The organism is Streptomyces sp. ISL-87, assembly GCF_018614095.1.
Taxonomy (GTDB): Bacteria; Actinomycetota; Actinomycetes; order Streptomycetales; family Streptomycetaceae; genus Streptomyces.
In genome coordinates this window covers 91471-106104 of the sequence record NZ_JAGGOY010000046.1, presented here as the reverse complement: position 1 = coordinate 106104, position 14634 = coordinate 91471, and the positions used below count along the sequence as shown (strand labels likewise).

10 protein-coding genes are annotated in these 14634 nt (G+C 72.2%); 4 read left to right on the top strand and 6 right to left on the bottom strand.

Annotated elements, in window-relative coordinates:
* Positions 1-270: 270 nt before the first annotated feature.
* The gene (locus J7I97_RS18325; protein ID WP_214936193.1) at positions 271-1470 is read left to right on the top strand and encodes a CdaR family transcriptional regulator; all 1200 of its coding nucleotides are present in this window, start codon (positions 271-273) and stop codon (positions 1468-1470) included.
* A 79-nt stretch (positions 1471-1549) separates the two neighbouring features.
* Here the strand turns inward: J7I97_RS18325 and J7I97_RS18320 are convergent, their stop codons facing one another.
* From J7I97_RS18320 to J7I97_RS18310, 3 genes are all read right to left on the bottom strand, one after another.
* Positions 1550-2368 carry an RNA polymerase sigma factor gene (locus J7I97_RS18320; RefSeq protein WP_251050388.1) on the bottom strand — a complete coding sequence of 273 codons (819 nt, stop codon included), beginning with the start codon at positions 2366-2368 and terminating at the stop codon, positions 1550-1552.
* Positions 2369-2641: 273 nt separating this feature from the next.
* A complete protein-coding gene (locus J7I97_RS18315) occupies positions 2642-4048 on the bottom strand; it encodes a DUF1996 domain-containing protein (RefSeq protein WP_214936190.1) in 1407 nt (468 codons plus the stop codon).
* An 11-nt stretch (positions 4049-4059) separates the two neighbouring features.
* Positions 4060-4758: a DUF4142 domain-containing protein gene (locus J7I97_RS18310; RefSeq protein ID WP_308364854.1), complete on the bottom strand. Its 699-nt coding sequence runs from the start codon at positions 4756-4758 to the stop codon at positions 4060-4062.
* Between the two features lie 324 nt (positions 4759-5082).
* Here J7I97_RS18310 and J7I97_RS18305 point away from each other — a divergent pair, with 324 nt between their 5' ends.
* The 3 genes from J7I97_RS18305 (at position 5083) to J7I97_RS18295 (ending at position 8245) form a co-directional block, all read left to right on the top strand.
* Positions 5083-6750 carry an alpha/beta hydrolase gene (locus J7I97_RS18305; RefSeq protein ID WP_214936188.1) on the top strand — a complete coding sequence of 556 codons (1668 nt, stop codon included), beginning with the start codon at positions 5083-5085 and terminating at the stop codon, positions 6748-6750.
* Between the two features lie 209 nt (positions 6751-6959).
* Complete coding sequence (locus tag J7I97_RS18300; RefSeq protein ID WP_214936187.1) at positions 6960-7613, top strand: helix-turn-helix domain-containing protein; 654 nt, start codon at positions 6960-6962, stop codon at positions 7611-7613.
* A gap of 167 nt (positions 7614-7780) precedes the next feature.
* Positions 7781-8245 (top strand): hypothetical protein, encoded by a 465-nt coding sequence (locus J7I97_RS18295; protein ID WP_214936185.1) that lies wholly within the window; start codon positions 7781-7783, stop codon positions 8243-8245.
* A 9-nt stretch (positions 8246-8254) separates the two neighbouring features.
* On the opposite strand, the gene J7I97_RS18290 is transcribed toward J7I97_RS18295, so the two are convergent.
* The 3 genes from J7I97_RS18290 to J7I97_RS18280 form a co-directional block, all read right to left on the bottom strand.
* Positions 8255-8668, bottom strand: a complete 414-nt coding sequence (locus tag J7I97_RS18290) for a PaaI family thioesterase (RefSeq protein ID WP_214936184.1) — start codon at positions 8666-8668, stop codon at positions 8255-8257.
* A 47-nt stretch (positions 8669-8715) separates the two neighbouring features.
* Entirely contained in the window at positions 8716-10740 is a 2025-nt protein-coding gene (locus tag J7I97_RS18285) for an NADPH-dependent 2,4-dienoyl-CoA reductase (RefSeq protein ID WP_214936182.1), read from the bottom strand.
* 835 nt (positions 10741-11575) lie between these two features.
* Complete coding sequence (locus tag J7I97_RS18280; protein WP_214936181.1) at positions 11576-14599, bottom strand: glycoside hydrolase family 38 C-terminal domain-containing protein; 3024 nt, start codon at positions 14597-14599, stop codon at positions 11576-11578.
* Positions 14600-14634 lie beyond the last annotated feature (35 nt).

The following is a 14634-nucleotide window of genomic DNA, read 5'->3' as shown; positions in this document are numbered from 1 at the left end:
ACCACGGCATCATCAGATCGAACGTCCCCGGAAGATTCCCTTCCAGTGGTGGGGCGGCGACCGGGCTGACGCCTTGTCCGCCGCCACACCTCCCCGACGGCAAATATGAGGCAAAGCCGCGGGACTGCAAGTGGATGGCACGCTCCTGGAAGGAGTACGAGGTGCTCAACTCCCCCGTCGCCACTGGCGCCGACGGGGAGGGGCGGCGGCCTCGACGGGCTCGTCACCCTTCCACGGGACTGGCCATACCCCGGCATGAACGAGGTAACAATGTGCGAACTTCTGAACCGCATCTGGTCCCGCCCGCGCGGCGAATGGACCCGGGTCCTGCGAAAGGAACTGCCCGCGCTGGCCGCCGGGATCGTGGAGGAGCTCCGCGACGGGATCCCCGGATTCTCGGAACTGATCGAGGACATCGACGAGGACGTGGTCAGACGGCAGGTCGAGGCGGGCCTGCTCGCCACCCTCGGATATGTCGAGCCCGCGGTCCCGAAGCACGAGCAGCAGCCGGCGCCCCGCAATGAGGACCGGGACGGGCGGACGGACCCCGCCCCCGACCCGGACCGGGACCCGGACCGCGATCGGGACCAGCACCAACAGCCTCACCGAGGGCGGCTGGCCCCGCTGACGGTCGTCGCCCGCGACGGTCTCTGCACCACACCCGAACGAGCCCGGCGGGAGCTCTTCACCGCTCTTACGGGTGACATGACCATGTCTGAAATTGCCCTTGTCGAGCTCGCCCGGACGGCCGGCTGGCCCCTTCCCTCCGCCGTGCGGGCGATAGCCCTGGCCAGCCCCGGGGAGACTCAGCAGCTGGCGGCCGTCCTGGAAGACGGCCTGGCCGGGATGGTCGGCGCCCAGCCGTGCCTGCTCGTCCCGAGCCCCGACCCCGATCCCGATCCCGACGCCCGTACCGCCCTGGAGGCCGCACTGCGCGGCCGGTTCGCCGCCGTCGGGCACACCGTGGCACTGCGGGACACCGCCTCCTCGCTGCGCTGGGCGCTGCGGCTGCTGAGCCTGACCCCGGCCCGAGCCGGCCTGGACGCGCGGCCCGTCTTCGTCGACGACCACCTCTCGACCCTGTTGCTGCTCCAGGACGAGCCCCTGGCACACGCCCTGGCCGCGCGCTGGCTGCGGCCGCTGGCGAACCTGACCCCGCGACAGAGCGAACGGCTCGAAGTGACCCTGCTCGCCTGGCTGGAGGGCGGCGGCGCACCCGAGGCCGCGAAGGCGCTGAGTGTGCATCCGCAGACCGTGCGCTACCGCATGCGGCAGCTGGAGAAGCTCTTCGGACCCGGACTGCGTGACCCCCGTACGCGCTTCGAACTGGAGATGGCCCTGCGCAGCCGCCGCCTCATGGCCCAAGTACGGCGCCAGCACTCCCGTGTGACCCGCAGGGCGCGCGCCGTGACCACGGAATTCCGGCCACCGCTGGGCGTGGGACGCATGGCCCGCGTCAACGGCCTCTAGTGAGCCCGCGCACCAAGGCCCCCGGCTTCCGGCCCCCGTCACGGCGACGTGCGGGCCGGGGGCCGGGGGCCGCCGTGTGCTACCGGGCCGCGAGTACCGCCGGCCCGCCCGCGCGCAGCGCGGCGTTGAGGTCGACCAGCTCGGCATACGCCTCGGAGCAGGACCGGCACGCGGCGAGATGGCGGGCGAGGCCGGCGCCGCGGGGCGCCCCGCGGCGCCGGATCGCGGCACCGAGCGCGGTGCCGTAGTGGCGGCACCGGTCGTCGGCCGCCGTGTCCACGTGGGCGCTCAGGTACGCCTCGCGCAGGCCCTCGCGGGCGCGGAAGGCCAGCGACGTGACGGCGCTCGGGGTGATGCCCAGCAGCATCGGGACGTGGTGCGGGCAGTCGTCCTCGACGAGGGTGTGCCACAGGACGGCCTTCCAGCGTTCGGGCAGGGCGTGGAAGGAGCGGGCGACGAGCCGGCGGTCCTCGCTGTCCAGCAGCTCGCGCTGCGGGTCGCCCTCGGGCGGCGCCGGACGGCACCAGGGTTCGACGTCGGGCGTCAGGACGGTCCGCCCGTCGCCGGCCCGCCACTCGACGGCTGTGTGGCGGACCACCGCCAGGAGGTACGGGCGCCAGTGCTCGCGGGGCCCGGCGCCGGACCGGACGGCCTGGAGGGTCCGGATGAAGCCCTCCGAGACGAGGTCCTCCGCGTCCTGCGGAGCCCGGCAGCAGGCGCGCGCACACGCGAGGGCGGCGCCGCTGTGGCGCCGGTACAGGAGATCGCAGATCGCCTGGTCCACCGCGCCGGACGCGAAGGACCGTCGGAGCTGCCGGATGAGTTCCCGGTCGGAGGGTGCGGTCTCGGGCCCGACCTCGCGGTGCGGACCCGCCGGGGTGTGATGAGAGCCGGACATGACACTCCTCATGTGTTCCGGAGCCCGCCGCCCCTTCGGGCAGCGGCCGTGCACGTACGCGGTGCCGGCCCGAAGTCGGCTTCGGAACCGGCACCGCTCTCGGGGCGACGCAGGGGAGGTGGGAGGGGGAGCGCCGGCCCCGAGGTCTCGGTGGATCAGGCGGATCCGGCAGATCGGCGGATCGGCGGATCGGCGGATCGGCGGATCAGCGGATCAGCGGATCAGCGGATCAGCGGATCAGCGGATCAGCGGATCAGCGCAGGCTGAGGCGGATCAGCGGCAGGCGCGCCCGCCGTTGATGCAGCGCACCGCGCCGGCCATCAGGCGGTCCGACATGACGTTGATGAAGTCGCCGTGGTCGGTCACCGGCTTGTGGAGTTGTTCGGGGAAGCTGTCCACGGCGAACCGCGAGCCGGGCGCCACTGCGTACGTGATGCGCTGCACGAGCTGCGGGATGGCCTTGAAGCCGGCCTTGCAGGACCCGTCGCGGGCCGCGAAGGCCACGTGGGTCCGGTGGTTGGCGCTGTCGATGTTCTTGCCGTCCCAGCAGCTCTGGAAGGTGAAGGTGCGCACCACGTCACTGCCCTTGGGGCAGACCGGGTACTTGTCCTTGAGCTGCCGGTTCTCGAATCCGGTGCAGCTCCACGAGGCGTTGGCGTTGCCCGGGCCGTTGGTGAAGGCCTTGGCGTCGCCCGTGATGATCCGCAGGAAGCGGGGCATGGCGGCGACCTGGCTCACGGGGCTGCCCTTGAACTCGATCGTCACCTGCTTCGGCCGCAGGATCGTGCCCACGTTCGCGTCCTTGCCGCCGCCGGGCGCGTTGGCGTCCCGTTCCGCCCGGCCGTCGCGCACGCGCAGCACGGGCCAGTAGTAGGTGGACTGGTCGCCGTTGGTACAGGTCGTCCCGGAGGCGGCGAGGCTCTTGTTGGTGGAGAAGGCGTCCGTGGTCTTGTTGCCCACGTAGTCGTGCATGTGGTGGGCGCCGTTGCTCACACCGGGCGCGACGATGACGTTGTCGGGGTTGAAGTGGCCGTTCTCGTTGCGGCCGCACTGCACGGCGAAGGATCCGGTGGACGCGCCGGAACGGGCGGCGGGCTGGCGCACGTTGGGCCGCACCGAGGTGATGGACGCGAAGTCGCTGCGCGCCGGGCCGCCCTTGCCCTGCTGCGCGCCGCTCTGCGCCACGCCCTGCGCCGCGTTCTGCGCGATGCCTTCGGTCTGGTTCCCGGAGGGCACCTCGTCCGCCGGATCGGCGGCCGGGGCCTTCTTCATCCGACAGGCGCTGAGCCCGTCCAGCCCCTCGGGGCGTGCCGCCGACTGTCCGATGGCGTCGGACAGGCGGGTGATGGTCTTGCCGCGCTCGTCCTTCAGCTGGCCGAGCAGTGCGTCGCTGCGGGCCCCGCCCGAGGACAGCCGCTGGTAGGCGTCGGCGATCTGGGTGTCCAACTGCGCGAGGTTCTCGTCGACTTCGGTCCGGGCCTGGTCGGGGACGTCGCGGAGCCGGTCGCCCACGTCCGGACAGTCGATGGTCGCGGTCACCGGCGCCGTACGGCCCCCCTGCCCCGCGGATGCGCCTTGGGCCGCGATCACGACCCCGCCGCCGCCCAAGACCAGGGCGGACACCAGGGCGAGGGCCTTGTGTGACGGCCGGAGGCGGCGTTTATGGCCCTTTTTGCTCATGTCTCATCACTTCACTTCATCGGTCGGGAAACGGTGGGAGGGGCGGACGAGGCATCCGCGAGGCCGTCGAAGTCGACGAGCCCGCTGTCCTCGAGGACCGAGATGTGGTCCAGGACGGTGGTGTTGGCGTCCGTGGCCAGGGCCCGGACCATGGAGTTGCGCGTCTGCGCCCGCACTTGGGCCACCAGCGCGAACACCTTGCCGTGCGCCCTGCGCAGCAGCTGGATGAACAGCCGTTCGTACTGGGCGCCTTGGGCGCGGTCCAGTTGGGCGAGCCAGTCCTGCTGCTGCGCGTTCGGCTGGCTGGGCAGGTCGACGCCGAGGGCCTGGCCGACCTCGCGGACCCGACGGTCCAGTTCGGTGTGGCCTTCGACGAGGTGCATCCCGGCGGTACGCACCAGGGGGCGGGTGCCGCGCTGCTGGGCCTGCCGTCCCGCGGGCAGCTCCCACAGGCCGGCGAGCCGTACCTTGCGGACGAAGTCCCGGTCCTGGGCCGTCAGCGGCCCGAAGGCCGTGCTCAGGGTTCCGGCGCCGTCGTCGTCACCGGCGGGGGCGGTGGCGGCCGCGGCGGTGGTGCCGCCGAACTTCTGCACGGGAATCAGCAACGCGATCAGGGTGAAGGCGAGGGCGCCTATGACGATGCCCGTGGCCATCACGTGCCTCGAAGCGACCGAGATGCCGCCGACGGCCGACCGACGGATTGACAGCACTGTGCCTCCTTGCTCCGTGGACCGGGAGGGCTGCGGGGTCTCCGAGACCCCGGCCGTCGTGCCGGATGCACCGGCTCTCCCGGGTGGCACGGGACGCTAGTGCCAGTTGTGGTGCCCGCATTGAAGCCCCATCACGAATGGACAAACATCCGGGCAACAGCTCGAAAGGCTGGTACGGTGCCGCGTTCGCCCTCTGAGCCGAAGGGCGGGGCAACTCCCGTGAAACGTCAGCCAGTTGTCCGGATTTCGGCTCGTTCGCGGGGAGTACGAGAGCCGACCCTTCGGGATGATTCGCCCTCGCGCCGCGTGCCACAGGGTGGGCGCATGAGACGAATTGCACCGCTGCTCGCCGCAGCCGGACTGCTCGCGACCACCGTGCCCCTGCTGTCCGCCACGCAGGCGGCCGCCGCCCCGGCGGAGGAGTACGCCAAACAGAAGCCCTCCTGGCACCGCTGCAGCACCGACCAGCCCGCCTCGTACGAGTGCGCGACCATCAAGGTCCCGCTCGACTACCGGCGCCCGCGGGGACGAACGATCGATCTCACCATATCCCGGATCAAGAGCGAGAATCCGGCCAAGCGGCACGGCGTCATGCTGCTCAACCCGGGCGGGCCCGGGGGGCCGGGGCTGGATCTGCCGTTGATGACGGCCGAGTCGATGCCCAAGGAGGTGCGGGACCAGTACGACCTGATCGGCTTCGACCCGCGCGGCGTCGGGGCCAGCAGCCCGGTCAGCTGCGGACTCACCGACGCCGAGCAGAACTCCGACCGGCCCTATCGCCCCGGAACGTTCCCGTCCGACGTGGCCTGGGCGCGCACGGTCGCGGAGAAGTGCCGGGAGAAGGCCGGCGCGGTGCTCCCGTACATCACGACCCGCAACACCGCGCGCGACATGGACGCGATCCGTACCGCCCTGGGCGAGCGGAAGATCTCGTACCTGGGCTACTCCTACGGAACGTACCTCGGCGCCGTGTACACGCAGATGTTCCCGAACAAGACCGACCGCTTCGTTCTGGACAGTGGGGTCGACCCGCAGCGGGTCTGGCGCGGCATGATCCAGGTGTGGGCGACCGAGGCCGAGCCGGCGTTCCAGCGGTGGACGGGGTGGACCGCCGAGCGCGCGCGCGAGTACCAGCTCGGCGACACCCCGAAGGCGGTGTCCGAGACGTTCTGGGCGCTGGTGGCGCGAGCCGACGAGGACCCGATCGACTTCGACGGGGGGAAGGTCACGGGTGACCGGATCCGGACGGCGCGGGGGTTCTTCTTCTACCCCGAGCACGCGGCCCGTCTCGTCAAGGCCCTCAAGGACGCGGCCGAGGGCCGACCGGCCGGCTCCGCGCCCGAGCTGAAGCAGTTCTTGCAGGACAGCAGGCAGGTCGCGGGACGGGCTACAGGGCAGGTCACGGGGCAGGTCACCTCCCAAGTCCCCGAGTCCGAGCCCGAGCCCGCGTCCGCGTCCGAGCCCGCGTCCGACAACGGCACCGCCGTCTTCTGGAGCGTGCTGTGCGGGGACACGGACGCCTGGCCGCGCGACCCCGGGCAGTACCGGCGCGAGGCTGCCAGGGACAAGGTCGCGTACCCCCTCTACGGGGACTTCGCCTCGAACATCAAGCCGTGTGCCTTCTGGCAGCGGCCCATCGAGGCGGCCACGCCGATGAAGACCCGGGCGAACGTGCTGACCGTGCAGAACGAGTGGGACTCGCAGACCCCGCTGCTCAGCGGCCAGGGTCTGCACCGCGCCCTCAAGGGCTCACGGATGGTGCTGGCGATGGGCGGAGAGGGCCACGGCGTGTACCTGGCCGACCCCAACTCCTGTGCGAACGCGCCCGTGAACGCGTATCTGACCACGGGTCGGCTGCCGGCCGAGGACGTGACCTGCCGGACGGCTCCGGGCAGCGCGGAGCAGCGGCGCGAGTCGCCGGCCTCTCCGAAGCCGCTGCCGCTGCCGCTGCCGCTGCCGCTGCCGCTGCCTTCCGGGCCGGGCCGGTTCTGATCCACGGCCCGGGCCGGTTCTGATCCACGGTCCGGGCTGGCGGCACGCGCCGGAAAGCCTTCGCTCCCGGGCATCGCCCACCTCATCATGGACGGTGCCCGGGTCGTGCCATCGGGGGACCACGGCCGGGCCGGAGAAGTCCGGGGGGACTTGTGTCTGCTTCCGTTCCAGAGCGCGCGCCATTGCCGCGGCCCGCGCGCGGCCGGGGTGTGCTCGAAGGAGCCTTCGCCCTGCTGGAGGCACTGCGCCGGCACGGCGACGACGAGGCCGGGGTGACCGAACTCGCCCTGGCCTGCGGGGTGCCCAAGGCGACCGTGCACCGGCTGCTCGACCAGCTGGTGGCGCTCGGCGCCGTCGAACGGCGCGGCGCCCGCTACCGGCTGGGTGCGGAGCTGTACCGGATCGGCCAGGCCTGGCAGCCCCACCCGGGGCTGCGCCCGGCCGCCCGGCTGCCGCTGCACCGGCTGCGGGCCACCACCGGGGCCAGCGTGGTCCTGACGGTGCTGTACGAGGACCAGGCGCTCACCGTCAGTTCGGTGCCCGGTGTCCTGGAGCCGGTGATGCCGGTCCGCGACGGCACCGGGTTCCGCCTGGACACGGCCGCCGGGCGCGCCCTGCGCGGTCCCGTGCGGCCGGGGGCGGTGCTCGACCGGGAGGACGTGATGGCGGGGGTGTGCTGCGCCGCGCTGCCCGTGCGCGCGCCCGACGGCAGGGTGGTGGCGGCGCTCGCCGCGCTGGTCCCGGCGGGGCAGGCGCTGGAGCGGCTCGCGCAGGCCGTCGCCGAGGCCGGGGCGGCGATCACCCGCGCCCTCGCACGCGGGCCGGCCGCGCCGGAGGGGCTCCCGCCGGGGCTGCTGCGCTGACGGCGCCGCCATCTCCTCCACCGGGTCATCTACGCGCGTTCCGCTGAGCGGAACACGCGTGGAGGCGGCCGGGGCCGGCGGGGCAGAGTGGTGGTCGTGCCGGGGGGATCGGCACACCGCCCCGGCGGATCCGGGGCGCCACACCACCACACACGGGGGACACCGTCATGAGCCGCAGCACCGCCCGCCTCGCCACCGCCGCCCTGCTCGCACTCGGCAGCATCGCCGGCTTCGCCGGAGCCGCCCAGGCCGAGCCGGTCGACTACGTCCGGATCGAGCTGCTGGAGCTGACCTGTCACCAGCAGAGCGAGGGCGACCACGACGAGGCGTACATCAAGATCACGGACGCGAACGGGAACCAGATCAAGGTCTGGCCCGGGAGTGCCAAGTACCAGACGATGGGCACGAACTACGTGCGCTCGCTGGATGACGCGAACGGCAACGCAGCGCTCGTCCTCGGCAAGCAGCAGGCCCGCACCCTGACCCTGTGGGACTACGACACGACCAGCTCGGACGACAAGCTGGGCGCGACGCTGGTCACCGGCAGCGAGGTGAACGGCGAGGTCCAGTACCGCTCGCTGGAGGGCTCCGGCGGCGTGTACACGATCGCCTACCGCGTCATCGACATCTGAGCCGCGGGGTCACCCGAGCAGTGCGTAGACCGTGGAGGCCTTCGCGGCCGGTTCGGTGGTGCCCTCGGGGGTCATGGTGATGTCGGCGAAGGCCATGCGCTTGCCGAGTTTGGTGATCCGTACGTCGATCAGCACGTCGGAGCCGACCACGGGGCGCTGGAAGCTCGTTGACTGCTGGACGGTGGTCATCGGGCCGTACGCGCCGCGCGCGGCGGAGATCGCGATGACGGTGGCGGTGTCGGCGGCGGCCATCAGGGCCTGGCCGGAGAGGCCGCCGCCGTCCCGGGCGAGGGTGTCGGACCAGGGCAGCCGCAGGACGGCGTGCCGCTCACCGGTCTCCCGGACGGTGAGGCCGAGCGCGAGTACCCAGGGGGCGAAATTGTCGGCGAGGATCTTGTCTGCGTCTGCCGGTGTCAGCGTCACCCGGTGATTGTGGCGGCCCGGGCCGGGCCGCCACAACTCCCCGTGGCTCAGAGGCTCGCGGCCAGCTCCGTGCCCTGGCGGATGGCCCGCTTGGCGTCCAGTTCGGCGGCCACGTCGGCGCCGCCGATCAGGTGCGCCTCGACGCCGGCCGCGCGCAGCGCCTCGTACAGGTCGCGGCGCGGCTCCTGGCCGGTGCACAGGACCACGGTGTCGGCGGGGACGAGCCGCTGCTCGCCGTCGACGGTGATGTGCAGGCCCTCGTCGTCGATGCGGTCGTACGCGGCGCCCGCGACGGAGACGACCCCGCGGTGCTTGAGCTCCGCGCGGTGGATCCAGCCGGTGGTGGTGCCGAGGCCGGCGCCGACCTTGGTGGCCTTGCGCTGGAGCAGGTGGACCTGGCGCGGCGGGGCGGGCCGCTCGGGCGCCGCGAGACCGCCGGGTCCGGTGTACGAGGTGTCGACACCCCAGTGGCGGAAGTAGACCTCGGGGTCCTGGGAGGCGCCCTCGCCGCTGTCGGTGAGGAACTCCACGACGTCGAAGCCGATACCGCCGGCGCCGACGACGGCCACGCGTTCGCCGACCGGGGCGCCGTCACGCAGTACGTCGAGGTAGTTCACGACGTTCGGGTGGTCCACGCCCTCGATGTCGGGGGTGCGGGGGGTGACGCCGGTGGCGACGACCACCTCGTCGTAGCCCTGGAGGGTGTCGACGTCGGCACGGGTGTTCAGGCGGAGGTCGATGCCATGGACGGCGAGCTGGGTACCGAAGTAGCGGATGGTCTCCTCGAACTCCTCCTTGCCCGGGATGCGGCGGGCGATGTCGAGCTGGCCGCCGATGTGGCCGGAGGCCTCGAAGAGGGTGACGGCGTGACCGCGTTCGGCGGCGGAGACAGCGCAGGCGAGCCCGGCCGGGCCGGCCCCGACGACGGCGACGCGCTTCTTCAACTGCGTGGGAGACAGGACGAGTTCGGTCTCGTGGCAGGCGCGCGGGTTGACCAGGCAGCTGGTGATCTTGCCGCTGAAGGTGTGGTCGAGGCAGGCCTGGTTGCAGCCGATGCAGGTGTTGATGGTCTCGGCGGCTCCGGCGCGCGCCTTGTTCACGAAGTCCGCGTCGGCGAGGAAGGGGCGGGCCAGGGAGACCAGGTCGGCGCGGCCGTCGGCCAGCAACTCCTCTGCAATCTCCGGGGTGTTGATGCGGTTGCTGGTGACGAGAGGGACGGATACCGCGCCCATCAGCCGCTTGGTGACCCAGGTGTAGGCGCCGCGCGGTACGGAGGTGGCGATGGTGGGGATGCGGGCCTCGTGCCAGCCGATGCCGGTGTTGATGATGGTGGCGCCGGCGGCCTCGATCTCCTTGGCGAGGTGGACGACCTCGTCGAGCGTGGAGCCACCGGGGATCAGGTCGAGCATGGAGAGCCGGTAGATGAGGATGAAGTCCTCGCCGACGGCCGCGCGGGTGCGCCGGACGATCTCCAGCGGGAAGCGCACGCGGTTCTCGTACGCGCCACCCCAGCGATCGGTGCGCTTGTTGGTGGCGGCGGCGATGAACTCGTTGATCAGGTAGCCCTCGGAGCCCATGATCTCGACGCCGTCGTAGCCGGCCAGCTTGGCGAGGCGGGCGGCACGGACGAAGTCCTCGACGGTGCGCTCGACCTCGATGTCGCTGAGCTCGTTGGGGACGAAGGGGCTGATGGGCGCCTGGAGGGCACTGGGGGCGACCAGGTCCTTGTGGTAGGCGTAGCGGCCGAAGTGCAGGATCTGCATGGCGATCTTGCCGCCCGCCTCGTGCACCGCACCTGTGATCACCCGGTGCTCGGCCGCTTCCTCCTCGGTGGTGAGGCGGGAGCCGCCCTCGAAGGGGCGGCCGGCGTCGTTGGGGGAGATGCCGCCGGTGACGATCAGGCCGGCGCCGCCGCGGGCGCGCTCGGCGTAGAAGGCGGCGAGGCGCTCGAAGCCACCCTCGTGCTCTTCGAGGCCGGTGTGCATCGACCCCATGATCACGCGGTTCGGCAGGGTGGTGAAACCGAGGTCCAGGGGGCTCAGCAGGTGCGGGTACCGGCTCTGGGAACTCATGAGGGGCGCCTCCTCGCGCGGGGGTGATGAACCTGTTCTAGCGAGACGGGGATGGTTTTGCAACTAGGTGCATAACCAGGTGGGGGCAGCGGAGGGCGCTGCGGCCCGGTATTCCCGGGACCGGCGGCCCGGCCGGCCGGGACCTGTGGCGGAGTTCACGGCCGACGAGGGCGCGCAAGGCCCGGTCGGCGGCCGCCGACCCGCACGGCGAGCCGGGCGGCGAGCCGGGCGGGAGTCCTCGGCAGGGCACCCCGCCGCACCCGTCGCCAGGCCGGGGCTCGCTCGGCTGCGCACCTCCGAGGCCGTGATCGCCGGCTCCCCCGCGCCCCGCTAGCGTCCGGTCCATGACGCGACACGACGTGGTGACGGCGAACGGAGGTGGCGGGCCCCACGGACGCCGCGAATGCCCCGGCCACCCCGGCCGCCCCGGCCGCCCGGGTCACCCCGGCCGCCCGCCCGTGGCCCTGCTGCACGCGCTGGGCGAGCGGGCCGAGGACTGGACCCGCGTAAGGGACGCACTCGCCCGTGACCGGCGGGTGTACGCCCGCCGGCTAGTGCCGTGGCCGGANNGGTCCGACAACGCGGCGAGGTGCCGTGCCTGGGGACACCTCCCAGCGGTAGCTGGGGGAGCGTCGCGACCCGGTGAACCTTGCCGGTCACGGCACTAGCGGCGCTGCGCACCGTACTGGCCGCCGGGCACGCCAAACCACTACCTGAGCCCCGGCGCCTGGGACGAAGCGGCGGGGCCCCGGCCCGGATAGCCGGGCCGGGGCCGAAAGATGTCTGACCGTCAGGCACGTCAGGCGCGTCAGGCGCGTCAGGCGCGTCAGGCGCGTCAGGCGCGATGGAGGCGGACCGTGACGATCTGGAACGGGCGCAGGGTGAGCCGGACCGTGCCGTCCGCCGCCGGGGCGCCTACGGCCGTACCCGCCAGAGGCCGCTCCAGCAGATCGCTCTCGACCGCGGCCGTGAGCGGGAAGTCCGCCGACAGGGTCGCCGTGGCCCGGCCACCCCGGGACTCGTAGAGGCGGACGATCACATCGCCGCTGCGGTCCTCGGCCAGCTTGACCGCCTCGACCACCACCGCGTCCTGGTCCACCGCCACCAGCGGGGCCACCGGACCCGCGCCGGACAGCACCCGCTCGGGCAGGTTGAGCCCGTGGCCCTCGCGGACCGCGTCCCCGATCGCGGCGCCCGGGGCGAGTGAGAAGCTCAGGGTGTGGCTGCCCTGGTCGGTCTCCGGGTCGGGGTAGCGGGGGGCCCGCAGGAGCGAGAGCCGGACCGTGGTGGTCTGGCCGCCGTCCGCACGCACATCACGGGTCACGTCATGGCCGTACGTGGAGTCGTTGAGCACCGCCACTCCCCAGCCGGGCTCCTCCGCGTGGATCCAGCGGTGCGCGCAGATCTCGAACTTGGCCGCCTCCCATGAGGTGTTGGTGTGCGTGGCCCGGTAGACGTGCCCGAACTGGGTCTCCGAGGCCGTCCGTTCGGCCTTCACATCCAGCGGAAAGGCGGCCTTGAGGAGCTTCTCCGTATCGTGCCAGTCCACCTCCGTGACGATGTCGACCGTCTTGGCCCCGGCCCGCAGGGTGATCGACTGAACCGCCCTGGAGGAGCCGAAGGAGCGGGTGACGCGCACCGTCGCCGACTCGGGGCCGAGCTCCGTGATCTCCAGCCCCTCCAGATCCACCAGGTCGGTGACGTTGTTGCGGTAGAACGAGTCGATGTCCCAGGCGTCCCACATGTTCGGGAAGTCGGGGTGGATCTGCAGCAGGTTCGCCGCGCGGCCGGGGGCCACCGACTCCCGGCCCGCCTCCAGGTCGTACGCCGACACGATCAGCCCGCGGCCGTCGATCTCCACCAGCAGCCGCCCATTGTCGAGGATCTGCCCGCCGCCGAGCCGCTCCTCGACGGTGACCGGCTGCCGCGGCGCCACCGGGCGGCCCGCGCCGCCCGCCGGGATGCCGCGCCGGGTGTGCGGGGCGCAGTTGAAGACCAGTTCCTCCTCGCCCTCGCCCGCCAGCGCGATCTGCGCGGCGAGGGTGATCCCGCGCAGCTCCTCCCGTACCTTCGCGTACGTCGCGCGCGCCTCGCGGTGCACCCAGGCGATGGAGGACCCCGGCAGGATGTCGTGGAACTGGTGGAGCAGCACCGTCTTCCAGATCCGCTCCAGCTCCTCGTACGGGTATCCGTACCCCGCCACCCTCACCGCGGCGGTGGCCGCCCACAGCTCGGCCTCGCGCAGCAGTGATTCGCTGCGCCGGTTGCCCTGCTTGGTCTTGGCCTGGGAGGTGTACGTCCCCCGGTGCAGCTCCAGGTACAGCTCGCCGGCCCAGACGGGGGCGTCTTCGTACTCGGCGTGGGCCTTCTCGAAGAAGGCGTCGGGGCGTTCGATCTCGACCCGCGGGGAACCTTCCAGGTTCCGCTGCCGCTTGGCCCGGGCCAGCTGTTCGCGGGTGGGGCCGCCACCGCCGTCGCCCCAGCCGAAGGGGGCCAGGGAGCGCGAACCCCGGCCCTTCTCCTGGTAGTTGCGTGCGGCGTGCGCCAGTTGGGCGCCGCCCAGGTCGCTGTTGTAGGTGTCGACGGGCGGGAAGTGCGTGAAGACGCGGGTGCCGTCGATGCCCTCCCACCAGAAGGTGTGGTGCGGGAACTTGTTGACCTGGGACCAGCAGATCTTCTGGGTGAGGAACCATTTGGAGCCGGAGAGCTTGACGATCTGCGGCATCGCGGCGGTGTAGCCGAAGGAGTCGGGCAGCCACACGTTGCGGGTCTCGATGCCGAACTCGTCGAGGAAGAACTTCTTGCCGTAGAGGAACTGGCGGGCCATGGCCTCGCCGCCGACCATGTTGGTGTCGGACTCCACCCACATCCCGCCGACCGGCACGAACTGGCCGTCCGCCACCTTCTTCTTGACCCGCTCGAAGAGCGCGGGGCGGTAGGTCTTGATCCAGTCGAGCTGCTGTGCCTGCGACATGGCGAAGACGAACTCGGGGTGCTCGTCCATCAGGTTGACCATGTTGGACGCGGTGCGGGAGACCTTGCGGACCGTCTCGCGAAGCGGCCACAGCCAGGCGGAGTCGATGTGGGCGTGGCCGACCGCGCTGATCCGGTGCGCGGAGGCGTTGGCGGGGGCGGCGAGCACCGCGGCCAGCCGCGCGCGGGCGCCGGCCGCCGTTCCGGGGACGTCGCCGAGGTCGACGGCGTCCAGCGCCGCGTCGATGGCGCGCAGGATCTCGTACCGCCGGGCGTCGCTCCCGGAGAGCTGGGTCATGAGGTCGTAGAGGACTTCGAGGTCCTGGACGAGTTCCCAGACCTCGGTCTCGAAGACGGCGAGGTCCATCCGGGCGAGCCGGTAGAGGGGCTGGTCGCCGCTGGTCTGCCTGTCGCCCTCGTAGGTGGCTCGGTGCTCGACGAGGACGGGGTTGGAGGCGGCCTCGACGTACCACTCGACGCGCTCGCCGCCCTCGGCGGAGTCGGCGACGCGCACCCAGTCGTTGTACGGGTTGAGAGCCTTGATCTCCCCGCCGTCGGGGCGGTGGACCAGGCCCTCGCACTGGAAGCCGGGCATCATCCGGTCGAAGCCGAGGTCGAGGACGGCCTCGACGGTGCGGCCGGCCCAGTCGGCGGGGACGGAGCCGGTGACCTTGAACCAGGTGGTGCCCCAGGCCGGGCCCCACGTGTCGCCGATCGCGCAGGATCCGTACGTCGCGGCCAGGCCTTCGGCCACCGGGACGGGCTCGCCCGGGGCCTCCCACCGCTCGATGGTCAGCGGGACGGAGCGGGAGTGGACGGCGGGCTTGATGCGCTCCTTGAGGACCCGGCGGAGGCGTTGTTCGGTGATGCTGCGGTCGTCATGCATGACGGTTGCTCCAGGGGAGGGAGGTCGTGTGTCGT

Bases quoted from the DNA above. Each gene is read 5' to 3' on its own strand.
- J7I97_RS18325 (WP_214936193.1), top strand. From the start codon at position 271: ATGTGCGAACTTCTGAACCGCATCTGGTCCCGCCCGCGCGGCGAATGG.
- J7I97_RS18320 (WP_251050388.1), bottom strand. From the start codon at position 2,368: ATGTCCGGCTCTCATCACACCCCGGCGGGTCCGCACCGCGAGGTCGGG.
- J7I97_RS18315 (WP_214936190.1), bottom strand. From the start codon at position 4,048: ATGAGCAAAAAGGGCCATAAACGCCGCCTCCGGCCGTCACACAAGGCC.
- J7I97_RS18305 (WP_214936188.1), top strand. From the start codon at position 5,083: ATGAGACGAATTGCACCGCTGCTCGCCGCAGCCGGACTGCTCGCGACC.
- J7I97_RS18295 (WP_214936185.1), top strand. From the start codon at position 7,781: ATGAGCCGCAGCACCGCCCGCCTCGCCACCGCCGCCCTGCTCGCACTC.
- J7I97_RS18285 (WP_214936182.1), bottom strand. From the start codon at position 10,740: ATGAGTTCCCAGAGCCGGTACCCGCACCTGCTGAGCCCCCTGGACCTC.
- J7I97_RS18280 (WP_214936181.1), bottom strand. From the start codon at position 14,599: ATGCATGACGACCGCAGCATCACCGAACAACGCCTCCGCCGGGTCCTC.